A 22560-nucleotide genomic window follows, 5' to 3' on the forward strand; every position below is an offset into this window, starting at 1 on the left:
CATGACCGGCCACGCCGGGCTGGGCTGCTGCCGCCCGGACGGTGACCGCGGCCCCTGGGAGCGCTGGGTACGCGACACGGTCGCCGATGCCGGCTGGGCGGTGGTCGCGGTCAGCGGCGAGACGCCGTACGCGTTCACGATCGGCCTCTGGCACTCGTACGGGCTGCCCGAGGTGGCCATGTTCGGCCTGCGCGGGCAGGACATGCAGATCTGGTTGAACAACTGCGGCCGGATCCTGCGGGACAGCCGGCCCCCGATCGCCGACGGGACGCCGTTCGGCGGTGTCCTCGACCGTTTCCCGGTACAACTGCGCGCGGTCGACCCGTCCTGGTACCGGCCGCTGTTCGGCGCCATGGGCGGCTACTACGGCTCGTTCGACGTCCCGGTGCGGCAGCTCGTCTGGCCGGACCGGGACGGGATCTGGCCGTGGCACGACGCGGCCACCGTGAGCTGCCGGGAGCGCCAGCCGCGGGCGTGGGTACCGGTGGACCGGCACGCCGAGGGTGGTTGGCGGCTGGTCGGGGAGCTGTCGGCGGACTGGCCCTTCCCGTCCCTGGAACCGGACACCACCGTCATGGTCTCGGCCGAGGTGGTCGCCGGGGAACTGCCGATCGTGGCGGTCACCCACGACGCCGACGGCGGGTGGGACTTCCTCGACCCGCGCGGGTACGCCGACGAGGCGGCCGGCCGGGTCCACTTCGGCGCGCTGTACCAGGCACAGCCCTGGCTGGTCCGGTTCGCCGACCTGGCCCCCGACAGCCAGGCGTGGTTGGACGGGGACGGCGAGTGGCACGTCCGCCGCTTCAGTGAGGCGGTCGAGCCGGCCGCCTCGTGACCTGTGGCCGGCCGCCGCCTCACGACCCCGGGTGCGGGGCAGGCGGCAGCGTCGCCAGGTCGGGTGGCTCGTCGGGCCAGACGAGCAGGACGCGGCACGGCGCGTGGTCGACGACGAAGCGGGTCGGCGGGGCGAGGCTGGCCGGGCCGAGCCGGGAATGGTCGCCGTCGCGGGCCAGGACGAGCAGGTCCGCCCCGGCGCACGCGGCGATCACCGCCTGTTCGGGGCGGCCGCGAAGCGCCTTACGTACGCATGGCCGGCCGAGTCGGCGTTCGGCGGCGTGGAACAGCGCCTCCTCCGCCTCCGCGATGGCTCGTTCGAGCACGACCTCCGGATCCGAGGTGTGCCGCCACCGTCCGAGCAGCCCCAGCCGGGCGCCGTGCATGGCCGCGTCCAATGCCGGATCCGACGCGTGCACCAGTGTGACGGGACCCCTCGCCGAGTCCCGGGCCGCGTCGACGCATGCCTCCCACGTGCCCTCCGCGATCCAGACGACGGTCCTCATGGTCCCCCCGATCTGTCGTGTCTGACCGGCACAATCGCCAGTGTGCCGCCGGCCGGGCGTCAGCGCGGCGTAAGCGGTAACGGGAGTGGTCCCCAGAGCCGCAGACCGGTCCAGAGCGCGGCCACCGCAACGACGAGGCAGGCCGGTACGGTGAGCAGCCCCAACCGCAGGAACTCGGCCGTCGACGGCGGCGCGTCCCGGGCGTGCAGGACCTGGCGCCACAGCAGGGTGGCCAGCGATCCCACGTACGTGAGGTTCGGCCCGACGTTCACTCCGATGAGCGTGGCGAGCACCAGGGCGGGGGAGTGCGTCACGAGCGGCACCAGCATCAGCGTGGCCGGGAGGTTGTTGAGCAGGTTGGCCAGCAGCGCGGCCAGCGCGGCCATCGCGAGCAGCCCGAGCAGGTCGCCGTGGGCCGGGGTGACGTGCGCGACGGCCGCGCCCAGGCCGCTGCGGCGGACCGCGAGCACCACGACGCCGAGCGCCAGCACGAACGCCAGGAACGCCGGGTTGGCCGCCTGTACCAGTTCGCCGGCGCGGCCGACGGCGGTCCTGGCGCCGCGCCGCGCCGCCAGGGCGAGCGCGCCGACTGCCGCCACGATCGCGGGGTGCACGCCGAGCGGTTCGAGGACGACGAAGCCGGCGAGCACCGCCGCCAGGACGGTCAGCGCGAACGCGGGGGTGGCGACGGAGGCGGGAGCCACCGGGTGTACCGGGGTGGCGAGGTCGGCGGCGAAGAACCGGCGGAACACCAGGTACTCCACCGCGATGGCGGCCAGCCACGGCGCGGCCATCAGCGCGGCGAACCGGCCGAACGACAGCCCGCTCGCGGCGAACGCCAGCAGGTTCGTCAGATTGGATACCGGGAGCAGCAGCGACGCCGAGTTCGCCAGGTGCGTGCAGGCGTACACGTGCGGGCGCGGCCGGCCGCCCACAGCGGCGGCCGTGGCGAACACGACCGGGGTGAACAGCACGACCGTCGCGTCGAGACTGAGCACCGCGGTGACGAAGGCGGCGACGACGAACACGACGCCGAGCAGCCGCCGGGGCGAGCCGCGACTGAGCCGGGCGGCGAGCGTACCGGCGTAGCGGAACACGCCCTCGGTGTCGCAGAGGTGGGCCAGGACCAGGATCGCGGCAAGAAACCCGACCGTCGGGGCGAGCGCGGCCAGTTCCGCGACGGCCGCGTCCCAGGGCACCAGGTGCAACCCGAGGACGAGCGCGGCCGCGGGTACGGCGGCGACCGCCTCGGGCAGGCCGAAGGGCCGGGCCACCGCGAAGCCGAGCACGGCGAGCAGGATGAGAAGGGCGACGGTCGCGACGAACGCCATCTACATCGACGACCGTTGGGCGCACCGGTGCGGCCGCTGGGCGCACGGCAGCGTGCCGCGCTGTCGCGGTTCGGCGTGGCTCTGGTTACCTCCGCCACACCGCCGGTACGTCAGGAGGATCACTGTGACATCCCTTCATAACGAGCCGGTACCAGCGAACCGACGCGAGCGTAGCCCGCTCAACTGGCTGCTGCTCGTACCTGTCGTGGTGCCGTTGCTCGTACCATTGTTCAACGCCGACGGACCCCGGCTGTTCGGGCTCCCGCGCTTCTACTGGCTCCAGCTCGCCTTCATCATCGTCGGCGTGACCACCACCACGCTGGTCTACCGGACCACGAAGCGGCGGGGGTGAGCGTCGATGTGGAAAGACCATCTCACCGAGATCGTCATCTTCACGGTCCTGTTCCTGGCCGTCAGCGCCCTGGGCTTCGTCGCGGCCCGGTGGCGGCGCCCGGACACCCTCGCCCACCTCGACGAGTGGGGCCTGGGCGGGCGCAGCTTCGGTTCCTGGATCACCTGGTTCCTCATCGGTGGTGACCTGTACACCGCGTACACCTTCGTGGCCGTACCCGCGCTGCTGTTCGGTGCTGGCGCGATGGGCTTCTTCGCGGTCCCGTACACGATCATCGTCTATCCGATGGTGTTCCTGGTGCTGCTGCGCCTGTGGTCGGTGTCGCACCGGCACGGCTTCGTCACGCCGGCCGACTTCGTCCGGGCCCGGTTCGGCTCGCCGACCCTGGCGCTGGTCGTCGCGATCACCGGCATCGTCGCCACGATGCCGTACATCGCGCTGCAGCTCGTCGGCATCGAGGCGGTCCTGAAGACGATGGGCGTGACCGGCGACAGCCTGCTCGCCCGGCACCTGCCGATCATCATCGCGTTCGCGATCCTCGCCGCCTACACCTACCAGTCGGGCCTGCGGGCGCCGGCGCTGATCGCGTTCATCAAGGACACCCTGATCTACCTCGTCATCATCGTCGCCGTGCTGTACATCCCGGCCAAGCTCGGCGGCTGGGACGCGGTGTTCGGGGCGGCGCAGGCCAAGTTCGACAAGACACCGGCGGCGACCGACGGCATCCTGCTGAACTCGGCCAACCAGTGGCAGTACGTCACGCTCGCGCTGGGGTCGGCGCTCGCGCTGTTCCTGTACCCGCACAGCGTGACCGGCGTGCTGGCCAGCCGGAACCGTGGCGTGATCAAGCGGAACATGTCGGCGCTGCCGGCGTACTCGCTGCTGCTCGGTCTGATCGCGCTGCTGGGCTACATGGCGATCGCCGCGGGCATCAAGCCGCTCGCCGGCGCCACGCAGGGCACGGTCGACAGCAACACGGTCGTGCCGCTGCTGTTCCAGAAGATGTTCCCGGGGTGGTTCGCCGGTATCGCGTTCGCGGCCGTCGGCATCGGCGCGCTGGTCCCGGCGGCGATCATGTCGATCGCGGCGGCGAACCTGTTCACCCGCAACGTCTACAAGGAGTACCTGCGCCCGGGTGCCACGCCCGCACAGGAGGCTCAGGTCAGCAAGGTGACCTCGCTGGTGGTGAAGGTGGGCGCGCTGGCGTTCATCATCTTCCTCGACCCGCAGTTCTCCATCGACCTGCAGCTCATCGGTGGCGTCATCATCCTGCAGACGCTGCCGGCGGTGGCGCTCGGCCTGTACACCCGCTGGTTCCACCGCGGCGCGCTGATCGCCGGGTGGGCGGCGGGCATGGCCGCCGGGTTCTGGATGCTGTGGCTGACGCCGAACCTCGCCACGAAGCGGGAGCACTTCGGCGGGTCGGCGTTCGCCCTGAGCCACCTCGGCATCGACACCAAGGTGACGGTGTACACCGGGTTCCTCGCGGTGTTGATCAACCTGGTGGTGGCGGTACTCGGGACGCTGGTGCTGCGGGCGCTGAAGACGCCCGACGGCGTCGACGCCACCGTCGAGGACGACTACCACGTCGACGAGGGCGACCCCCGGGTCAAGCCGGGCAGCGAGCAGTACCCGGAGCCGGCGACCGCGTAGCCACTCGGCCGTGTAGCCACTCGGCCGTGTAGCCACTCGGCCGCCCGGCCACTTGACGGCCGGCCTTCCCTTATCGATTATCGGCATATCGTTTTTCGATAAGGGAAGGCCGGCGTCATGAGTCTGTCGGAACGCCTCCGCCGTCCGGACTGGCTGGCGGAGATGCAGGCGGTACTGGTGACCGGGCTCGTGCTCGTCGGGGTGGGTGTGGTCGTCGCCGCCGTGTCCCTCGTGCGGCGCGACCCCATCCCGGTGGACCTGCCCAGCGAGGGGATCGTGCGCCCCGACCTGTCCGGCGTCCGGCCGAACGTCCGACTCGGCGACGGCGGGACCGTCCAGGTTCTCGTGGACCACCCCACGAGCGCGCAGGTGGCCTGGTATCTGGCCGGCTCCGCGCCGGTGTTCCTGGTCGTCGCGTACACGCTGGTGACGCTGCTGCGGATCGTGCGTACCGCGCGCCGGGGCGACCCGTTCGCCGCCGTGAACGTGCGCCGGTTGCGGGTCCTGGGCCTGGTGGTGCTGGTTGGCGGAGTGGCGGACACGGTCACCGGTGCGGTCAGCGCATTCGCGCTCGGCAGCAGCGTCGCGCCCGGTGTGGCGCCCGGGGCCACCATCGAGCTGTCCGGATGGTGGTACCTGGTGGGGTTCGGGTTCCTCGCGATCGCCGAGGTGGTCAGTCGTGGCCGGACGATGCGGGCCGAACTGGACGAGGTGATCTAGTGCCGCCGGAGGAGGAGCACCGGGTCGAGGTGCACCTCGACCGGCTGGTCGCCGAGCGGGGGATGACCCTGACCGAGCTGGCCGACCGGGTCGGCATCACCCTGGCCAACCTGTCGGTGCTGAAGAACGGCCGGGCCCGCGCGATCCGGTTCTCCACCCTGACCGCGCTCTGCGATGCGCTGGACTGCCAACCCGGGGACCTGTTCACCATCCGGCCGGGCGCCGCGGCGCGGACGCCGTGACGCTACCGCGCGCCGTGGCGCTACCGTGCGGCGTGGCGCTACCGTGCGAACGCCTTGACGAGCAGGACCAGGCCGACGGCGCCGGCGAAGACGACGATGACCGCGCGCAGGACCGGCGCCGGCAGCCGGCGGGCCACCCGGGCGCCGACGTACCCGCCGGTCACCGTCGCCGGCGCGAGCAGCGCCACGTCCGCCCAGTCGACCGGGCCGAACGCGGCGAACACCAGCAGCGTGATGAGGCCGACGAGCGCCGACAGCGCGTTCTTCAGGGCGCTGATGCGCGCCAGGTTCGTGGCGAGCACCAGCCCCAGCGCCGCGACCAGCATGACGCCCAGCGCCGCGCCGAAGTACCCGCCGTACACCGACCCGAGGAAGACCATGCCGTGCAGGGACAGCGTCCGGCGGCGCGGCGACATGTCGTGCGGATGCCCGACCAGGCCACGCAGCCGGGTCTGGAACGCGAGCACCGCGGCCGCGCCGAGGACGAGAAACGGTACGACCAGGTCGAACGCGCTCGCCGGCGTGGCGAGCAGCAGGGCGCAGCCGGCGGCCGTACCCGCGACCGCGGTCGGTAGGAGGGCCAGCAGTCGGCGGCGACCGTGCGGACCGTCCTCGGCGGCGAGGTCGGCGAGGTCGTGCCGGCTGCCGACGACGCTGCCGACGTACCCGGGGAAGACGGCGATCGAGTTCGTCACGTTGGCCGCGACCGCCGGCAGTCCGGTGGCCAGCAGCGCCGGGAACGTCACCAGCGAACCACCGCCGGCGATGGCGTTGACGGTACCGGCGGCGAGGCCGGCGGCCAGCAGGAGCGCGATGTGAGCGGCAGTCATGGTGCCGCCAGGCTAGCGGCTATTCATGAACCTGAACACTTTGTGCCGGTATGAACCGCCACACGCGGCCTGATCATGGGTAACGGCGGCGGGTCGGGGGTGGTTAGTACCATTGACGGTGCGACGGACGAGTCGACCGGGCGGTCGCGTCAGCGTGGCTTCGCAGCCGCGCTGCCGAGGAACGTCCGGGCTCCACAGGGCAGGGTGGTTGCTAACGGCAACCCGGGGCGACCCGCGGGACAGTGCCACAGAAAACAGACCGCCTCGCGCCCCACGGCGTCGAGGTAAGGGTGAAACGGTGGGGTAAGAGCCCACCAGCACCCCGGGTGACCGGGGTGGCTAGGTAAACCCCACCCGGAGCAAGGCCAAGAGGGCCGCCACCCGCAACGGTGGTGGCCTGCGCAGGCGCTTGAGGACGGCCCGTCCGATGCCTGCGGGTAGGCTGCTAGAGCCTGTCGGCGACGGCAGGCCGAGATGGATGGCCGCCGGCCCGCCGCAAGGCGGGTCCACAGAACCCGGCGTACAGGTCGACTCGTCCGTCGCCCCCCTGGCCGGCGCCGCTCTGCCAGACTCCCCTCCGTGATCGAAGTAGATGCGGCCGATGTCGTGCGGAGGCACGTGGAGGCCTTCAACGCCCGCGACCTTGATGGCCTGATGGCTGGTTTCACGGAGAATGCCTTGTGGGTCACCGGCACCAGTGTGGCCCGAGGGCACAGTGAGCTGGTCGAACTCTTCGCTGGTGCGATGGAAGGCCTGCTGCCGACGTTGGCGATCCGGAACTTGCTTGCCGAGAGCGACCGGGCCGCGTGTGAAATGACCGAGAGGCTGACGTGGGACGGTGAGGAGCGGACGTTCTCCATCGCGGGGTTCTACCAGGTGCGCGACGGGCGCATCGCGTCGGCGAAGATCTACCGCGAGGGCAACGCCGAGATCGGCTGAGGAGTGCGGCTGCCGTCGGGTCCGGGTGTCTTGGCGCTGTCGTTCCCGGGCAATCACCGTAGCAACGGTGCGGCCGGCCGTCCGGCGCGTGCGTGGCGGGCCGGAGGTCCAGAGCGCGCCGCGCCGCGCCGGCACGGTCCCGCCGCGCTTGCGCGGCGCGTTTGAGTCATCAAAGGCGAATTCGGCATTAGCTACGCGTCGAGCATGTCCGGTCTCAGTAGATGCTTGACACGACGGGTTCAACCGGTCATCGCGGAGATGCTGCACGGCGCCGTCGATGGTGAGCGCGGGAGGAATCCGTCGACGGCTGGCACCGTGGACCATCCGAACCGGTACGCGTCGACCGTCGGCGACGCTGGCGGTAGCCACCAGGCGTGACCATCACACAGCGAGCCGCACGCATAGCGTGTTGATCAAGCTGGGTACCGTCCGGCGCCCTGGCCCGATCGGCCGGTCGCACCGCTGGTGGTCGCCTCGATCACCGGTGATTCCGTACGCTGCCGCCATGCTCTCGACGATCGCTGCCGGCACGGTCCGGCGCCAACGCCTGATCCTCGGCGTGGGCATCGGTCTGGCGGTGGCGTGTCCGTGGATCGGGCTGGCGATGCCGCCGATGAGTCTCATCGGTTCCGTGTTCATGGTGCTGCCCCTTGTGCTGGGAATGGCGTCGTCGGTACTGGCCCTGGTCTTCACGCAGTGGTCGCGGCCGTGGATGTTCGCTGTCGATACGCGTGCCCGCGCGTTCCGCACGATGTCCGGCACCCGAAACGTCTACCTGGCTGTCGGACTCGTCCTCCTCCTCGCTAGTCAGGTCGCCATGGCGCTCGACAGCGCCGGGCGGGACCCGTCGCTCGACGACCCGGAGCCACGGGTCATGGCCTGGATGAGCGCCGTATCCATCGGCCTGTCCGCCATCGCGGCGACGGGGTGGGTAGTCGGAGTGTGGCGGGGCGCTCTCGACGTGCGGTTGCGGCCGGACGGCCTGGTCTGCGGGGAGCTGTTCGGGTCGCTGACCGTGCCGTGGGAGGCGCTGGCGCCCGGCTACCCGCGGTTGCGTTCTCTCTCGGCCGGTTGGCTCACCCTCACCTACACCAGGCCGGAACTGGTGCGCCGTCGCGGTCTGACGTTCGGTCGCCGCTGGATCAGCGCGGACGCCGTCGACCCACGGTTCCTCGGCGCCGCGATCGCGTACTACGTCGCGTACCCCCGGTGCCGGGCGGCGATCGGCACCCAGGCGGAGCACGACCGCCTGGTCCGGGCGCTCACCGGCCGGCGGCCGGTCCGACCCGCCGCCGCGGGCGCTTGACATGATCGTGTTTCCTGGTGGCGTGGTCGCGGCCCGGCGACCTGACGGCTCCGGGTGGACCGCGCCCGATACGGAAGGGACGCGATGGCGCATCGGCTGCTGTACCTGGTACGACACGGCGAGAGCACGGCGGACCCGGACGCCGGGCCGGACGCGGGGTCCCTCACCGATCTGGGCCGGCAGCAAGCCGAGTTGCTGGCCGAGCGGTTGCGGCACGTTCCGTTCGCGGCCATCCACCACAGCCCCTGGGAGAGGGCGGCGCAGACGGCGGGCGTCATCGCCGCGCGCTTTCCCGGCGTTCCGGTCCACCCGTCCGACCTCCTGCGGGAGTGCGTTCCCGTGGTGCCACCGGCGGACCGGCTGACGGCCGGTCAGGTGAGCTGGTTCGAGGAACTTTCGGCGGACCTCGTCGTGGAGGGTGCGGCGCAGGCCGAAGCGGTTGTCGCGCGGTTCGCCGGGTTGGAGGGTGAGGGCCAGCACGAACTGCTGGTCACCCATGGCAACCTGATCAATTGGTTCGTGTGCCGGACGCTGGACGCGCCGAGTTGGGCCTGGATGCGCATGCTCGACTACAACTGCGCGCTGACAGTGATCATGTACCTGGACGACCGGGTCAAGGTCATCACGTACAACGACACCGGACACCTACCACCCGCGCTGCGCGGAACCGATTACCCGCCCGAAGCCCGCATCTGAGGGTGACGCCCCGCGTGGTCGGTCCGGTACCCCGCCGGGCCCTCGCGCGATCCACGTCGAGCGTCGTCCCCGGTTGTCGTCTATGCCGCGGGAATGGGGTGCGGAAATCGGTGCCGACCGGTCGCGGGACCACCGTGGTTCGTGTCGAGGTTCTCGGGTAGGCGCTCATTTGACGACCAGACGGGAGTCGAGAGGCGCGATCGTCATGGTGACCAGGGACGGGGTACGGCCGTACCTCAAGGACGTGGATTTCCCGGCCAGTCGGGACGAGATCGTCGAAGCGGCCCGGAAGCTGGGGGCTTCGGAGGATGTCGTGAAGGCACTGCGCGGCATGCCGCCCGTTGATTATCACAACAAGGAGGAGGTTCTTCGTTCGGCGAAGACCGAAATCGCGGAAGAGACACCGGCCGAGAAGGCCGAGAAGGCTCGCGACCACAAACACCAGCGGGTGGCCGAGTACCTGCGGCGGACCTGACCGCCAGCATTGATCACCTGACCCGGCGCTGCGTGGTGTAACGCCGCCGGTCCGCTGACGGCGCCTGTTCCGCGCGTCCTCCTCGCAGTCTGGCGAGTCGAGGGGTGAATCGCGACGACGGCCCGACGACCCTGACGGTCTGATGACCCTGCCGTCGCCCCATCGCATTTTCCGCACCGCCGACCGGATCCTGTCGGCGTTCACCAGCCGGCGTCGTGCCGGGCGTATCCGTGGCGTCCCGCCGTATCTGCGTACCAAGGTCATTCGCAGGGTGACGGCATCGAGGACGCCGGTGTGAATCGCATCCGGCCGGTACTACTCGGTGCGAATCGCATCCGTCCGGTACTGCGACGAAAACCCGAGGCCCGTTCGATCGCCCCGGGGGAGCGTTTCACCGGTGGGATTCAGGGCATCACTGCGAGGCCCGGTTGTCGGCCCGGCGGGTCTATTATGGATTCTCTTGGACAAATTTATAAGAATCGGTAGCGGACGGACGATTTGCGGTGCACAGTGATGACATGAGCAGCAGCGGTGCCACCCAGTACTACTGGTGCATTCTGCATCACCGTGTCGAGACCGAGGAGAACGCCTGTGCCTCGGTCAACCGCCTCGGGCCGTATGCGTCGGCACAGGAAGCCGAGCATGCCCTCGAGCGCGTACGCGAACGAAACGAGACTTGGGATGCGGAGGACAGCCGCTGGAGCGGGGAACGGACGTAGGTGTTCTCGTAACGCCCTCGTCGGCTGACCAGCGGAAGTCCCCGACAAGGGGGAAACGACGATGGCCGTAGCGAACAAGGCCACCACCACGCCGGCTGCCAAGCGCGCGACCGGTGCGACCACGACCAAGAGCACCGGTACCCGTGCCGTGACCAGCAAGGCAGGCGTGGCCAAGAGCGCCGGCACGCGGGCCAATGCGGCGAAGACGGCGACCACGAAGACAGCCGCGGCCAAGAAGACCGTCGCCGCGGCGAAACCCGGTACGGCCGGGTCCAAGGCCGTCACCACCGCCTCGGCGAAGCCGGCGGGTACCGCGAAGGCCGGCGCTGCCAAGACGGCGAAGCGGTCGGTGGCGGCGCAGGCGACCGACGCCCGGCGCACCACGACGGCGTCGGCAGCGCGAGGCACGGGTACCGCCCGGAAGACGGCGCCCGCCACCAGGTCCGCCACCAAGTCGGCGCCCGCCACCAGGTCCGCCGCCAAGTCGGCGCCTGCGCGGAAGACGCCGGCGCCGACGTCGACCGCCGAGGCGAAGAAGGCCACGACGAAGACGACCGCGAAGACGACCGCGAAGGCGGCGACCGCGAAGGCGGCGACCGCGAAGACGACCGCGAAGGCGGCGCCCGCCGCCAGGAAGACCGCGCCGACGAAGTCGGTGACCGCGGCGAAGAAGGCAGCGCCCGCCACCAGGAAGGCCGCGCCGGTGAAGACGGCCGCCACGGTGGCCGCAGCGAAGAAGACCGCGCCGGCCAAGAAGACGGCCGCGACCCGGCCGGCCTCTGCCCGGACCGCTGCCGCCAAGAAGACGGCCGCGACCCGGCCGGCCTCTGCCCGGACCGCTGCCGCCAAGAAGACGGCGACGAAGGCGACCGCGAAGGCGGCGCCCGCCACCAGGAAGACCGCGCCGACGAAGTCGGTGACCGCGGCGAAGAAGGGGACGCCCGTCACCGGGAAGGCCGCGCCGGTGAAGACGGCCGCCACGGTGGCCGCGGCGAAGAAGACCGCACCGGCCAAGAAGACGGCCGCGACCCGGCCGGCCTCCGCCCGGACCGCTGCCGCCAAGAAGACCGCGACCACTGCTCGGAAGACGGCGGCGCCGAAGGTGACCGCCGCTCCGCGTAAGACGGTGGCCACGAAGGCGGCCACGACGGCGCCCGCCGCTCCGCGTAAGACGGTGGCCACGAAGGCGGCCACGACGGCGCCCGCCGCTCCGCGTAAGACGGCGGCCACGAAGGCGACCACGACGGCGACCCGGAAGGCGACGCCGGCGGCGAAGGCGGTCACCACCGCGGCGACTCGGAAGATGCGCCCGCGCGCTGCTGCCGCCGAAGCGACGGCGGTCAAGCCGACCGCCGCCAAGGTGATGGTGCCGAAGGCGAGGACCGCCAGGGCGACCACGGCCAGGGCGACCACGGCCAGGGCGACCACGGCCAGGGCGACCACGGCCAAGCCGACCACGGCCAGGGCGACCACGGCCAAGCCGACCGCCGCCACGGCGACCGGTACGGCGCAGCGGGCCACCAAGACGGCCCGGTCGGCGGTGACGAAGGCGGCCGACACCGCCAAGTCGGCGGCGACCATCGCGGCCAAGGCTGCGTCGGCTGTCGAGGCGGCTGCGGCGAAGGCCACCGAGGTGGCCGCGGCCAAGGCGACCGAGGTGACGAAGACCGCCGCGGCCAAGGCCACCAAGGCCACCAAGGCCACCAAGGCCGCCGGTGTCACCGTGCCGGCCCCGCGTCGGCGGGCCAGCGGCAACGGTAACGGCGAGACCGGTACCGCTCCGGCCGCCGGCTGACCGAACGCGGAGCACATTCGCAGGTAAGACGGGTGGGGCGCCGTACGCGGGAGTGATAGGACATACCTGTGGCTCTTCGACGCGTCCGTGCGCCCCACATCGACTTCGGCGCACTGCGCCGCGAGCTGAACCTGCCGGAGGGTTACCCGCCGGCTGCCCAGGCGGAGGCGGAGGAGAGCGCCGCCCAGCCCCCGAGATCCCCGGTCGACCGCACCGACATCCCGTTCGTGACGATCGACCCGCCCGGCTCGCTCGACCTCGACCAGGCGATGTGCCTGCAGCGCAGGTCAGGGGGTGGCTACCGGGTGTACTACGCCATCGCTGACGTCGCGGCGTGGGTGCGCCCCGGCGGCGCGGTGGACCTCGAGACCTGGCGCCGCGGGCAGACGGTGTACCTGCCCGACGGTACGGTGCCGCTGCACCCGAAGGTGCTCAGCGAGGGCGCCGCGAGCCTGCTGCCAGACCGGGACCGGCCGGCGGTGCTGTGGACGATCGACCTCGACGCCGATGGCGCCACCGTGGGAGTGGCGGTCGAACGCGCGCTGGTACGCAGCCGGGCCAAGCTCGACTACGAGCGGGTGCAGTCCGAGGTGGATGCGGGCCGGGCGGCCGATCCGGTGGCCCTGCTGCCCGAGATAGGCAAGCTGCTCATCGAACGGGGCCTCGCCCGGGGCGCGGTCAACCTGCCGATACCCGACCAGGAGGTGGAGCGCGACGGCGACGGTTGGCGGCTGCGGTTGCGGGCGCCGCTGGTGGTGGAGGAGTACAACGCCCAGATCTCCCTGCTCACCGGCGTGTGCGCGGCGAAAATCATGATCGATGGGCGGGTGGGCCTGCTGCGGACCATGCCCGCTCCCGACCCCGAGGCGGTCGCCAGGCTGCGCGCGGCGGCGCCGGCGCTCGGCGTGCTCTGGCCCGACGGCGTGCAGGTCGGTGGGGTCATCGCCACGCTCGACCCGGCCGATCCGCGGGCGGCGGCGTTTCTGGACCAGGCGGCGGAGTTGATGCGGGGTGCCGGCTACCGGGCCTTCTCCGGCGAAGCCCCGGTCGACGCCGGCCACGGTGCGGTGGCCGCGCCGTACGCTCATGTCACTGCGCCGCTGCGGCGGCTGGCCGACCGGTACGCGAGCGAGGTCTGCGTGGCGCTGCGCGGCGGCGTCGAGGTGCCGGCCTGGGTACGGCAGGCGCTGCCGGGGCTGCCCGAGGTGATGGCGTCGACCGACCGGATCGCCGGTGCGGCCGAGCGGGGCGCGGTCGACCTGGTGGAGGCGGTGCTGCTGGCCGGCCGGGTCGGTGAGGTGTTCGACGCGGCCGTGCTGGACGTCCACCCCGGTGTGGTGGCGCTGGACGAGCCGGCGGTGCGGGCCCGGTGCTCCGGCGACGGACTCGTCCCGGGGGACCGGGTACGCGTACGGCTGATCGAAGCCGATCCCTCTCGGCGGAAGGTCGTCTTCGAGCTGGCCTGAGCGTGCGCCACCGGAACGCCAGAGCGCTCAGGGCACCTGTCCACCGTGTACCGGCAGGGGTGCGCCCCGGCGTCGTAGACCTCGACAGTTCCACGCTGCTGCCACGTCTCGCCGTTCGCGGCGGAGAGCGCGTTCATCGGGCGGTGCCGGAAACCTGTGATGATCGCGACGCCCGACATGCGCGGGCGACCGGTTCTGCGAGACTGGCGGCATGAGCTTCGACCCGACCACTCTGCCGGACGTGTCGGACCTGACCGTCGGCATTCTCGGCGGCACCGGACCACAGGGCCGCGGGCTGGCCTACCGGTTCGCCCGCGCCGGCCAGCAGGTACGCATCGGTTCCCGGTCGACCGAGCGAGGTGCCCAGGCCGCCGCGGAGATCGCCGGGATGCCCGGTGTCGTCAGCGGTAACCACGTCACCGGTGGCGACAACGCGTACGCCTGCGGCGCGGACGTGGTCATCGTCGCCGTCCCGTGGGAGGGGCACGACGACCTGCTCACCAGCCTCGCCGGCGCGCTGGCCGGGAAGATCGTCGTCGACTGTGTCAACCCGCTCGGGTTCGACAAGCAGGGGCCGTACGTGCTGCCGGTACCCGAGGGTAGCGCCGCGCAGCAGGCCGAGGCGCTGCTGCCCGAGTCCCGGGTGTGCGCGGCGTTCCACCACGTCAGCGCGGTGCTGTTGAGCGACCCGGAGGTGCCCGCGATGGACCTCGATGTGCTCGTGCTCGGTGACGACCGGGGCGCGGTCGCCGTGGTGCAGGCGCTCGCCGGGCGGATCGACGGCATGCGCGGCCTGCACGCCGGACGGCTGCGCAACGCCGGCCAGATCGAGGGGCTGACCGCCAACCTCATCGCGATGAACCGGCGGTACAAGGCGCACGCCGGCGTCCGCGTCACCGACGTGTGAGCCGGCACGTCAGCCCGCGCGACGACCTGTCGACGCCGGGCCCGCGCGACGACCTGTCGACGCCGAGCCCGCGCGACGACCTCGGTGAGCCGCTTCCGCTGACGGCGCCGCCCCGGCGGGTGGTGTCGCTGGTGCCGTCGCTGACCGAGACGGTCGCCGTCACCGCGCCGGGCCTGCTGGTCGGCGCGACGGACTACTGCACCCATCCGGCGTCACTGGACGTGGCACGGGTCGGCGGGTCGAAGTACCCGTCGCTCCCGCGCGTCCTCGAGTTGCGCCCGGACCTGGTCCTGGCCAACGCGGAGGAGAACCGGCCCGAGGACGTCGCCGCGCTGCGGGCCGCCGGAGTGCCGGTGTGGGTGACGTTCCCGCGCACCGTCGACGAGGCGTTCGGCTCGCTCGCGCGGATGCTGGCCGTGCTCGGCGCCGACCGGCCGGGCTGGCTGGACGACGCGAGGCGGGAGTGGGCGGCTCCGCCGGAGTACGACCTGCGGGTGGTGGTGCCGGTCTGGCGCCGCCCGTGGATCGTCCTCGGTGGCGGGACGTTCGCCGGCGACGTGCTCGCCCGGCTGGGCCTGGTCAACGCCTACGCCGAGGCGCCCGAGCGCTATCCCCGGCCGGCGCTGGCCGAGATCCCGGCGTGCGACCTCGTCGTCCTGCCCGACGAGCCGTACGCGTTCAGCGCGGCCGACGGGCCCGAGTCGTTCGGCGGTCGGCCCTGCGCGCTGGTCTCCGGCCGGCACCTGACCTGGTACGGGCCGTCGCTGGTGGAGGCCCGGTCGGTGCTGCGCGCGCAATTGACCCCGGAGGCGTGGGTACGGGCGGGTCGGTAGGGCCGCTGAGCTGCACAGTTACGCTGCATGGCGTGAGACCCGCTTTTGACCCCTGGTCGCCGATGTTCGTGGCCCATCCGTACGACGTCTACGCCCACCTGCGCGAGCACGAACCGGTCAGCTGGTTCGAGCCCACCGGGCAGTGGCTGATCTCGCGGCACTCCGACGTCAACGCCCTGCTGCGCGACCGGCGACTCGGCCGCACCTACCTGCACGTGGCCAGTCACGCCGAGATGGGCCGCCCGGACGACCCCGAGTACCTCGCGCCGTTCTGGCACCTCATCCGCAACGGTCTGCTCGACATGGAGCCGCCGGACCACACCCGGCTGCGCCGCCTGGTCTCCCAGGCGTTCACCCCGCGGCGGGTCGAGGCCCTGCGGCCGACCGTGCGGCGGATCGCCGACGAACTGGTCGACGCGTTCGTCGCTGACGGCGGGGGAGACCTGATCGCGCGGATCGCCGAGCCGCTGCCGGTCACCGTGATCGCCGAGATGCTGGGCGTACCGGAAGCCGACCGGCACCTGCTGCGCCCCTGGTCGGCCGACATCTGCGGGATGTACGAGCTGAACCCGTCGCGGGAGACCGCAGACCGGGCGGTACGGGCCTGCCTCGAGTTCTCCGACTATCTGCGGGGACTGGCGGCGGAGCGTCGCGCCGAGCCGTGCGACGACCTGATCAGCGCGCTTACCCAGGTGGACGGGCTGACCGAGGACGAGCTCATCGGCACCTGCGTGCTGCTGCTCAACGCCGGCCACGAGGCGACCGTGAACACGACCGGCAACGGCTGGTGGGCGCTGTTCCGCAACCCTGGCGAGCTGGAGCGGTTGCGGGCTACGCCGGACCTGCTGCCGACCGCGATCGAGGAGCTGATGCGCTACGACACCCCGCTGCAGATGTTCGAGCGCTGGGTGCTGGAGGACCTCTCGGTACAGGGCGTCGACATCCCACGCGGGAGCGAGGTGGCGCTGCTGTTCGGATCGGCCAACCATGACCCGGCCGTGTTCACCGACCCGGCCCGGCTCGACCTCGGGCGTACCGACAACCCGCACATCACGTTCGGCGCGGGCATCCACTACTGCCTGGGCGCCCCGCTGGCGCGCATCGAGCTGACCGCCTCGTACGGCGCGCTGCTGGCGAAGGCGCCGGCGATGAAGCTGGTGGAGACGCCGCAGTGGAAGCCGGGTTACGTCATGCGCGGCCTGGAGGCCCTGCTGGTCGAGGTATGACGGGCAAGGCCTGACGGGCAAAGCCTGACGGGCAAGGCCTGACGGGCAAGGCCTGACGGGCAAGGCCTGACGGCCGCCCAGGCCGCCCTTGATCGACACAACTTGCCGGAAGTTGCGGTCTCACGGTGGTGCTGAGACCACAACTTCCCGGAAGTTGCGCCGATCAAGGGCGTGCCGGTTAGCCGATCAAGGGCGTGCCGGTTACTCGAACGTGTGCTCGGCCGCCGGGAAGGCGCCGTCGCGTACCTCGTCGGCGAAGCGACGGGTCGCGTCCGTCAGGACGCCGGCCAGGTCGGCGTACCGCTTGACGAAGCGGGGGCCCGTGCCGGCACGCAGGCCGGCCATGTCCTGCCAGACCAGTACCTGGGCGTCGGTGTCCGGTCCGGCGCCGATGCCGACGGTCGGGATCGGCAGCTCGTGCGTGACCTCCTTGGCCACCTCACCCGGCACCATCTCCAGGACCACCGAGAACGCGCCGGCCTCAGCCACCGCGTGCGCGTCGGCCAGCAGGTCGGCGGCGGCGTCCCCGCGGCCCTGCACCCGGTACCCGCCGAGGGTGTGCTCGCTCTGCGGGGTGAACCCGATGTGCGCCATCACCGGGATGCCGGCGCCGGTCAGCGCGGCGATCTGCGGGGCGCAGCGGCGGCCGCCCTCCAACTTGACCGCGTGCGCACCGCCCTCCTTCATGAACCGAACCGCCGTGCGCAGCGCCTGTACGGGCCCCTCCTCGTACGAGCCGAAGGGCAGGTCGGCGACGACGAGCGGGCGCTTCGTGGCGCGTACCACCGCGCGTACCAGCGGCAGCAGCTCGTCGACGGTGACCGGGAGGGTCGTGGAGTAGCCGAACACGTTGTTGCCGGCGGAGTCGCCGACCAGCAGGACCGGGATGCCGGCCGCGTCGAAGATGGACGCCGTGTACTGGTCGTAGCTGGTGAGCATCGCCCACCGCTCGCCGCGCTCCTTGGCGGCGAGCAGGTCGCGGGTGCGTACCCGGCGGCTGGTGACGCCACCGTAGAGGGATACCACGTCGGGCTGGGACATCGCTGTCTCCTCACGCTCCTCGAGGCCCGCTGTCGGGTCCCCGGGTGATGTGTCGATCGTCGCACTCCCGCCGCCCCGCCGAGCAACGTTCGATGCGGAATCTCACAACCGGCCGCGGTGCCATCAGACCGTGGGGGCGGCTCCCTCCTGACTGAATCCTTCTCTGAACCGGTTCGTGATCGGCAGCCGGCGGTCGCGGCCGAACGCCTTGATGGAGATCTTCGGCCCCGGCGCGGACTGGCGGCGCTTGTACTCGGCGAGGTCGACCATCCGCAGCACCCGGTCGACCAGCGCCGGGTCGTGGCCGGCCGCGACCAGCTCGTCGCGGCCCAGGTCACGGTCGATGTAGCCGATGAGGATCGCGTCGAGGACCGCGTAGTCGGGCAGCGAGTCGGTGTCGAGCTGGCCCGGCCGCAGCTCCGCGCTCGGCGGCTTGGTGATGGAGTTCTCCGGGATCGGCGGGGTCTCGCCCCGGCGTACCGCCTCGGCGTTGCGCCACTGCGCCAGCCGCCACACCCGCGTCTTCCACACGTCCTTGATCGGGTTGAACCCGCCGACCGAGTCGCCGTACAGCGTCGAGTACCCCACCGCCAGCTCGCTCTTGTTGCCCGTGGTGAGGACCAGGTGCCCCTCGGAGTTCGACAGCGCCATGAGGATGACCCCGCGTACCCGTGCCTGCAGGTTCTCCACGGCCACGCCGGACAGCGACATGGTGGCCAGGAACGCGTCGACCATGGGCTGGATCGGCTCGACCCGGTAGTCCAGCCCGGTGCGCTTGGCCAGGTCGGCGGCGTCGTCCTTGGAGTGCTCGGAGGAGTGCTGGCTGGGCAGCGACACGCCGACGACGCGCTCCGGGCCGATCGCGTCGCAGGCGATCGCGGCGACGACGGACGAGTCGATCCCGCCCGACAGCCCGAGCACGACCGAGCGGAAGCCGTTCTTGTTCACGTAGTCGCGCAGGCCCAGGACCAGCGCCTGCCATACCTCCGCGTCGTCGGGCAGGCGCTCGGTGAGCGGGGGCGGCAGCAGCGCGCCCGACGTCGCCCGCAGCTCGCCACCCAGGTCCAGGCGTTCGACGGCCATCTCGCCGAAGTCACCCTCGGCGTCGGAGCGCGCCTCGGGCAGGTCCAGATCGTGTACCAGCAGGTGCTCGGCGAACTGCGGGGCCCGTGCCAGCAGCGTGCCGTCGGTCGCGACGATCATCGAGTCGCCGTCGAAGATCAGCTCGTCCTGGCCACCGGTCACGTTCACGTACGCCACTGCCGAACCCGCCTCGGCCGCCCGCCGCTGGACCAGCGGCAACCGCACGTCGTCCTTGTTCAGCTCGTACGGCGAGCTGTTGATGTTGAGGACCAGCCCGACGTCGGCCTGCCCGGCGACCGTGAACGGGCCGCCCGGCTGCCAGATGTCCTCGCACACGGTCAGCGCGACGTCGACACCGCCGATACGCACGATTTTCAGCGTGTCGCCGGGCACGAAGTACCGGTCCTCGTCGAAGACGCCGTAGTTGGGCAGGTGGTGCTTGACGTACGTGGTGACCACGCGCCCGCCGTGCAGCAGCGCCAGGGCGTTGCGCGGACCGCGGTCCGGTGCGGCGTCGGCGCCGCGCTTCGCCGGCCCGTCGGCGTCGAGGTAACCCACCACCACGGCCACGTCGCCGAGCCCGTCGGCGGCCAGGTCGGCGGCGAGCCGGTGGACCGTGGCCCGGGAGGCGGCCACGAACGACTCCCGGAACACCAGGTCCTCGACGGGGTACCCGGTGATCATCATCTCCGGGAACGCGACGAGCTGGGCGTCCACCTCGGCGGCCCGGCGGGTGTGTTCTCGCACGATTGCGGCGTTGCCCGGCAGGTCACCGACGGTAGGGTCGACCTGGGCGAGGGCGATGCGGAGCTGCGGCATCTATCCATCTTCGCGCAGCTCGCCCGCGAGCCGGGAGGACACCCTCCACGGCCGCGACCGGGTAGCCTCCGCGGCGCCCGATTGTCGGCCGTCGGGGTCCGGCGTGGGCCGACCACCCCAAGGAAATGCCGGTCGGCCCCGGCGCCGTAACGTCTGCGTAACAAGACCGGGCAAGACTTTGCCCGGAAATGGCCGACTCGACCAGGGGAACACCGTGGACCGTCAGCAGGAGTTCGTCCTCCGTACGCTCGAGGAGCGCGACATCCGGTTCGTGCGCCTGTGGTTCACCGACGTGCTGGGCACGCTCAAGAGCGTCTCGGTAGCGCCGGCCGAACTGGAGGCGGCATTCGACGAGGGGATCGGCTTCGACGGCTCGGCCATCGAGGGCTTCGCCCGGGTGTACGAGTCCGACATGGTCGCCATGCCCGACCCGACCACCTTCCAGGTCTTCCCGTTCGAGGGTGGCGCCAGCGGCGAGAGCGCGCGGATGTTCTGCGACATCCTGCTGCCCGACGGCTCGCCGTCCTGGGCCGACCCGCGCCATGTGCTGCGCCGGGCGCTGTCGAAGGCGGCCGAGAAGGGCTTCACCTTCTACACCCACCCCGAGATCGAGTTCTTCCTGCTGGAGAACGCGCCGACCGACGGTGGCGAGCCGCGCCCGGTCGACCAGGGCGGGTACTTCGACAACACCACCCACGCCGCCGCGCGCGACTTCCGCCGCCAGGCGGTGCTGTCGCTGGAGCGCATCGGCATCTCGGTCGAGTTCAGCCACCACGAGGTCGCCCCCGGCCAGCAGGAGATCGACCTGCGGTACGCCGACGCCCTCGCCACGGCCGACAACATCATGACGTTCCGGCACGTGATCAAGGAGGTCGCGCTCTCGCACGGGGTGCACGCCACGTTCATGCCCAAGCCCTTCTCGGACCAGCCGGGCAGCGGCATGCACACCCACCTGTCGCTGTTCGAGGGCGAGCGCAACGTCTTCCACGACCCCGGCGACCCGATGAAGCTGTCGAAGGTCGGCCGGTCCTTCATCGCCGGGCTGCTCACCCACGCCCGCGAGTACACCGCGATCACCAACCAGTGGGTGAACTCCTACAAGCGACTGTTCCCGCAGGTGCTGCCCAACCGGATCACCGAGTCCCCGGCGTACGTGTGCTGGGGCCACCTCAACCGCAGTGCCCTGGTGCGGGTACCGGCCTACGGCAAGCCCAACTCCGCCCGCGTCGAGGTGCGCTCGCTGGACTCGGCGTGCAACCCGTACCTCGCCTACGCCGTGCTGCTCGGCGCCGGCCTGAAGGGCATCGAGGAGGGGTACGAGCTGCCGCCGGGCGCCGAGGACGACGTCTGGTCGCTGTCGCACGCCGAGCGCAAGGCCGCCGGGTACGAGTCGCTGCCGGAGAACCTGTCCGAGGCGCTCGATGTGATGGCCGGCTCGGAGCTGGTGGCCGAGGTCCTCGGCGAGCACGTGTTCGACTTCTTCCTCAAGAACAAGCGCACCGAGTGGGAGGAGTACCGCCGGGTGGTGACGCCGTACGAGCGGCAGCGCTACCTGACGATGCTCTGAATGTGCCTTTCCGTGATCACCGAGAGTTCGTGGTGTCACAGCACCGCGAACTCTCGGTGATCACGGAAGCTTCCCAGTTCCGCTATTACCGCGGCCGGGTCGTCGCCGAGGAACGGGGCACTGGCTGCCGGCCGGGCGAGCGCCCACCGGAGAAGCGGGCCCAGCTCGTCGCGGTGGCGTACCCAGGGGATCCAGCCCGCCGCCTCCAGCGCGGCGGCGTTCGTCCGCCCGTGGCCGTCGAGGCTGCGGTACGTGAGGACCGGAACGCCGGTGGCGAGGGCCTCCAGCGAGGTGAGGCCGCCGGCGTTCTGTACCACGACGTCACAGGCGGCGAGCAGCGTCGGCATGTCGTCGGTCCAGCCCAGCGCGATCACGCCGTGGGCGGCGAGCTGGTGGCGCAGCGTCTCGTTGCGCCCGCAGGCCACGACCGGAGCGACCAGCCCGGTCGCCGCCAGGTCGGTCGCCGCCGCCGCGACCTCACCCACGCCCCAGGAGCCGGCGACGACCAGGGCCAGCGGTGCGGCGGCGGGCAGCCCGAACCGGCGGCGTGCCGCGAGCCGGCGCGCCGCGCCACCGGCCGGGCCGAAACCGGGCGCCAGGGCCGGTGCGGTCACCCGTACCCGGTCGGCACCGGCGAGTCGGGCCTGTTCGGCGGCGACCGGGTGCAGCGCGAGGTGCAGGTCGACGCCCCGGGCGACCCACAGCCGGTGTACGGACAGGTCGGTGAGGTACGTGACGACCGGCGCGCGTACCGCCCCACGCCGCCGCAGCTGACCCAGTACCTGACTAGCCAGCGGGTACGTGGACACCACGGCGGCCAGGTCGGCGCCCCCGTCACCCGTCAGGCGGCGCCGGGTCGCGCGGCGCGCCACGCCCGCGGCCGCGCCGACGGCGGCGGCGACCCCCGGGTGCCGTTCCAGGGTGCCCAGCAGCCACTCCCAGCTGTGCGGCGCGACCTCCAGTTCCGCCCGGTACAGCCGGCGCACGGCGGCGCCGAGCGAGGCGGGCAGTAGATCGAGGAAGTCGTACCGGTCGATCCGCAGGCCGGCCGCCGCGAGCCGGCGCCCCAGTTCCCGGGCGGCCCCGTCGTGACCGGCACCGATGCTCGCGGACACGACGGCGACCCGGCGGGGTGGGGTGAACGCAAGAGTCATGCCTGCACCCTTCCGATGGCCGCCGCGCCTGCCATCCGGGGCGCGTCCCCGAGATAGCCCCCAGTC

23 protein-coding genes and 1 other RNA gene are annotated in these 22560 nt (G+C 71.8%); 18 read left to right on the forward strand and 6 right to left on the reverse strand.

Features of this window, described 5'->3' with window-relative positions; genetic code table 11:
- Nucleotide 1 precedes the first annotated feature (1 nt).
- The gene (locus tag ACNTMW_RS11615) at nucleotides 2-835 is read left to right on the forward strand and encodes a DUF4262 domain-containing protein (protein ID WP_426633475.1); all 834 of its coding nucleotides are present in this window, start codon (nucleotides 2-4) and stop codon (nucleotides 833-835) included.
- Nucleotides 836-854: 19 nt separating this feature from the next.
- Here the strand turns inward: ACNTMW_RS11615 and ACNTMW_RS11620 are convergent, their stop codons facing one another.
- Both ACNTMW_RS11620 and ACNTMW_RS11625 read right to left on the reverse strand, forming a co-directional pair.
- On the reverse strand, nucleotides 855-1340 hold the full coding sequence (locus ACNTMW_RS11620; protein WP_426633476.1) for a universal stress protein: 486 nt from the start codon (nucleotides 1338-1340) through the stop codon (nucleotides 855-857).
- 59 nt (nucleotides 1341-1399) lie between these two features.
- Entirely contained in the window at nucleotides 1400-2671 is a 1272-nt protein-coding gene (locus tag ACNTMW_RS11625) for an SLC13 family permease (protein ID WP_426633477.1), read from the reverse strand.
- Between the two features lie 124 nt (nucleotides 2672-2795).
- Here ACNTMW_RS11625 and ACNTMW_RS11630 point away from each other — a divergent pair, with 124 nt between their 5' ends.
- The 4 genes from ACNTMW_RS11630 (at nucleotide 2796) to ACNTMW_RS11645 (ending at nucleotide 5638) form a co-directional block, all read left to right on the forward strand.
- Complete coding sequence (locus ACNTMW_RS11630) at nucleotides 2796-3023, forward strand: DUF3311 domain-containing protein (RefSeq protein ID WP_426633478.1); 228 nt, start codon at nucleotides 2796-2798, stop codon at nucleotides 3021-3023.
- Between the two features lie 6 nt (nucleotides 3024-3029).
- Nucleotides 3030-4676: a monocarboxylate uptake permease MctP gene (gene mctP, locus ACNTMW_RS11635; RefSeq protein WP_426633479.1), complete on the forward strand. Its 1647-nt coding sequence runs from the start codon at nucleotides 3030-3032 to the stop codon at nucleotides 4674-4676.
- Between the two features lie 117 nt (nucleotides 4677-4793).
- Complete coding sequence (locus tag ACNTMW_RS11640) at nucleotides 4794-5396, forward strand: DUF2975 domain-containing protein (RefSeq protein WP_426633480.1); 603 nt, start codon at nucleotides 4794-4796, stop codon at nucleotides 5394-5396.
- Nucleotides 5396-5638 carry a helix-turn-helix domain-containing protein gene (locus ACNTMW_RS11645; RefSeq protein ID WP_426633481.1) on the forward strand — a complete coding sequence of 81 codons (243 nt, stop codon included), beginning with the start codon at nucleotides 5396-5398 and terminating at the stop codon, nucleotides 5636-5638. The genes ACNTMW_RS11640 and ACNTMW_RS11645 overlap by 1 nt, the downstream gene beginning before the upstream one ends.
- Nucleotides 5639-5676: 38 nt before the next feature.
- Here ACNTMW_RS11645 and ACNTMW_RS11650 read toward each other — a convergent pair whose 3' ends face one another.
- Nucleotides 5677-6468, reverse strand: coding sequence for a sulfite exporter TauE/SafE family protein (locus tag ACNTMW_RS11650; protein WP_426633482.1), 792 nt, complete (start codon nucleotides 6466-6468; stop codon nucleotides 5677-5679).
- 128 nt (nucleotides 6469-6596) lie between these two features.
- Here ACNTMW_RS11650 and rnpB point away from each other — a divergent pair.
- The 12 genes from rnpB (at nucleotide 6597) to ACNTMW_RS11710 (ending at nucleotide 16830) form a co-directional block, all read left to right on the forward strand.
- An RNA gene (rnpB, locus tag ACNTMW_RS11655) (RNase P RNA component class A) lies at nucleotides 6597-7007 on the forward strand.
- Between the two features lie 40 nt (nucleotides 7008-7047).
- Nucleotides 7048-7407, forward strand: coding sequence for a nuclear transport factor 2 family protein (locus tag ACNTMW_RS11660; RefSeq protein ID WP_426633483.1), 360 nt, complete (start codon nucleotides 7048-7050; stop codon nucleotides 7405-7407).
- 505 nt (nucleotides 7408-7912) lie between these two features.
- Nucleotides 7913-8713: a hypothetical protein gene (locus ACNTMW_RS11665; protein WP_426633484.1), complete on the forward strand. Its 801-nt coding sequence runs from the start codon at nucleotides 7913-7915 to the stop codon at nucleotides 8711-8713.
- An 84-nt stretch (nucleotides 8714-8797) separates the two neighbouring features.
- The gene (locus tag ACNTMW_RS11670; protein WP_426633485.1) at nucleotides 8798-9409 is read left to right on the forward strand and encodes a histidine phosphatase family protein; all 612 of its coding nucleotides are present in this window, start codon (nucleotides 8798-8800) and stop codon (nucleotides 9407-9409) included.
- A 205-nt stretch (nucleotides 9410-9614) separates the two neighbouring features.
- Nucleotides 9615-9884 (forward strand): DUF2795 domain-containing protein, encoded by a 270-nt coding sequence (locus ACNTMW_RS11675; protein ID WP_426633486.1) that lies wholly within the window; start codon nucleotides 9615-9617, stop codon nucleotides 9882-9884.
- 142 nt (nucleotides 9885-10026) lie between these two features.
- Complete coding sequence (locus ACNTMW_RS11680; protein ID WP_426633487.1) at nucleotides 10027-10182, forward strand: hypothetical protein; 156 nt, start codon at nucleotides 10027-10029, stop codon at nucleotides 10180-10182.
- 220 nt (nucleotides 10183-10402) lie between these two features.
- Nucleotides 10403-10603, forward strand: coding sequence for a hypothetical protein (locus tag ACNTMW_RS11685; protein ID WP_426633488.1), 201 nt, complete (start codon nucleotides 10403-10405; stop codon nucleotides 10601-10603).
- 61 nt (nucleotides 10604-10664) lie between these two features.
- The gene (locus ACNTMW_RS11690) at nucleotides 10665-12398 is read left to right on the forward strand and encodes a hypothetical protein (RefSeq protein ID WP_426633489.1); all 1734 of its coding nucleotides are present in this window, start codon (nucleotides 10665-10667) and stop codon (nucleotides 12396-12398) included.
- Between the two features lie 68 nt (nucleotides 12399-12466).
- Nucleotides 12467-13864 carry an RNB domain-containing ribonuclease gene (locus tag ACNTMW_RS11695; protein WP_426633490.1) on the forward strand — a complete coding sequence of 466 codons (1398 nt, stop codon included), beginning with the start codon at nucleotides 12467-12469 and terminating at the stop codon, nucleotides 13862-13864.
- A gap of 211 nt (nucleotides 13865-14075) precedes the next feature.
- Entirely contained in the window at nucleotides 14076-14771 is a 696-nt protein-coding gene (gene npdG, locus ACNTMW_RS11700; RefSeq protein WP_426633491.1) for an NADPH-dependent F420 reductase, read from the forward strand.
- A gap of 98 nt (nucleotides 14772-14869) precedes the next feature.
- Nucleotides 14870-15604 (forward strand): helical backbone metal receptor, encoded by a 735-nt coding sequence (locus ACNTMW_RS11705; protein ID WP_426633717.1) that lies wholly within the window; start codon nucleotides 14870-14872, stop codon nucleotides 15602-15604.
- A gap of 32 nt (nucleotides 15605-15636) precedes the next feature.
- On the forward strand, nucleotides 15637-16830 hold the full coding sequence (locus ACNTMW_RS11710; protein WP_426633492.1) for a cytochrome P450: 1194 nt from the start codon (nucleotides 15637-15639) through the stop codon (nucleotides 16828-16830).
- Between the two features lie 201 nt (nucleotides 16831-17031).
- Here ACNTMW_RS11710 and panB read toward each other — a convergent pair whose 3' ends face one another.
- Both panB and ACNTMW_RS11720 read right to left on the reverse strand, forming a co-directional pair.
- Nucleotides 17032-17871: a 3-methyl-2-oxobutanoate hydroxymethyltransferase gene (panB, locus tag ACNTMW_RS11715; protein ID WP_426633493.1), complete on the reverse strand. Its 840-nt coding sequence runs from the start codon at nucleotides 17869-17871 to the stop codon at nucleotides 17032-17034.
- A 123-nt stretch (nucleotides 17872-17994) separates the two neighbouring features.
- A complete protein-coding gene (locus tag ACNTMW_RS11720) occupies nucleotides 17995-19773 on the reverse strand; it encodes an NAD+ synthase (RefSeq protein WP_426633494.1) in 1779 nt (592 codons plus the stop codon).
- A 214-nt stretch (nucleotides 19774-19987) separates the two neighbouring features.
- Between ACNTMW_RS11720 and glnA the strand changes: the two genes are divergently transcribed.
- Complete coding sequence (gene glnA, locus ACNTMW_RS11725) at nucleotides 19988-21340, forward strand: type I glutamate--ammonia ligase (protein WP_426633495.1); 1353 nt, start codon at nucleotides 19988-19990, stop codon at nucleotides 21338-21340.
- A gap of 35 nt (nucleotides 21341-21375) precedes the next feature.
- Here the strand turns inward: glnA and ACNTMW_RS11730 are convergent, their stop codons facing one another.
- On the reverse strand, nucleotides 21376-22494 hold the full coding sequence (locus tag ACNTMW_RS11730; protein WP_426633496.1) for an MGDG synthase family glycosyltransferase: 1119 nt from the start codon (nucleotides 22492-22494) through the stop codon (nucleotides 21376-21378).
- Nucleotides 22495-22560: the final 66 nt, after the last annotated feature.

Source organism: Planosporangium spinosum, assembly GCF_049999945.1.
Classification (GTDB): domain Bacteria; phylum Actinomycetota; class Actinomycetes; order Mycobacteriales; family Micromonosporaceae; genus Planosporangium; species Planosporangium spinosum.

Bases quoted from the DNA above. Each gene is read 5' to 3' on its own strand.
- ACNTMW_RS11615 (WP_426633475.1), top strand. From the start codon at position 2: ATGACCGGCCACGCCGGGCTGGGCTGCTGCCGCCCGGACGGTGACCGC.
- ACNTMW_RS11620 (WP_426633476.1), bottom strand. From the start codon at position 1,340: ATGAGGACCGTCGTCTGGATCGCGGAGGGCACGTGGGAGGCATGCGTC.
- ACNTMW_RS11625 (WP_426633477.1), bottom strand. From the start codon at position 2,671: ATGGCGTTCGTCGCGACCGTCGCCCTTCTCATCCTGCTCGCCGTGCTC.
- mctP (WP_426633479.1), top strand. From the start codon at position 3,030: ATGTGGAAAGACCATCTCACCGAGATCGTCATCTTCACGGTCCTGTTC.
- ACNTMW_RS11640 (WP_426633480.1), top strand. From the start codon at position 4,794: ATGAGTCTGTCGGAACGCCTCCGCCGTCCGGACTGGCTGGCGGAGATG.
- ACNTMW_RS11650 (WP_426633482.1), bottom strand. From the start codon at position 6,468: ATGACTGCCGCTCACATCGCGCTCCTGCTGGCCGCCGGCCTCGCCGCC.
- ACNTMW_RS11665 (WP_426633484.1), top strand. From the start codon at position 7,913: ATGCTCTCGACGATCGCTGCCGGCACGGTCCGGCGCCAACGCCTGATC.
- ACNTMW_RS11670 (WP_426633485.1), top strand. From the start codon at position 8,798: ATGGCGCATCGGCTGCTGTACCTGGTACGACACGGCGAGAGCACGGCG.
- ACNTMW_RS11675 (WP_426633486.1), top strand. From the start codon at position 9,615: ATGGTGACCAGGGACGGGGTACGGCCGTACCTCAAGGACGTGGATTTC.
- ACNTMW_RS11680 (WP_426633487.1), top strand. From the start codon at position 10,027: ATGACCCTGCCGTCGCCCCATCGCATTTTCCGCACCGCCGACCGGATC.
- ACNTMW_RS11685 (WP_426633488.1), top strand. From the start codon at position 10,403: ATGAGCAGCAGCGGTGCCACCCAGTACTACTGGTGCATTCTGCATCAC.
- ACNTMW_RS11690 (WP_426633489.1), top strand. From the start codon at position 10,665: ATGGCCGTAGCGAACAAGGCCACCACCACGCCGGCTGCCAAGCGCGCG.
- npdG (WP_426633491.1), top strand. From the start codon at position 14,076: ATGAGCTTCGACCCGACCACTCTGCCGGACGTGTCGGACCTGACCGTC.
- panB (WP_426633493.1), bottom strand. From the start codon at position 17,871: ATGTCCCAGCCCGACGTGGTATCCCTCTACGGTGGCGTCACCAGCCGC.
- ACNTMW_RS11720 (WP_426633494.1), bottom strand. From the start codon at position 19,773: ATGCCGCAGCTCCGCATCGCCCTCGCCCAGGTCGACCCTACCGTCGGT.
- ACNTMW_RS11730 (WP_426633496.1), bottom strand. From the start codon at position 22,494: ATGACTCTTGCGTTCACCCCACCCCGCCGGGTCGCCGTCGTGTCCGCG.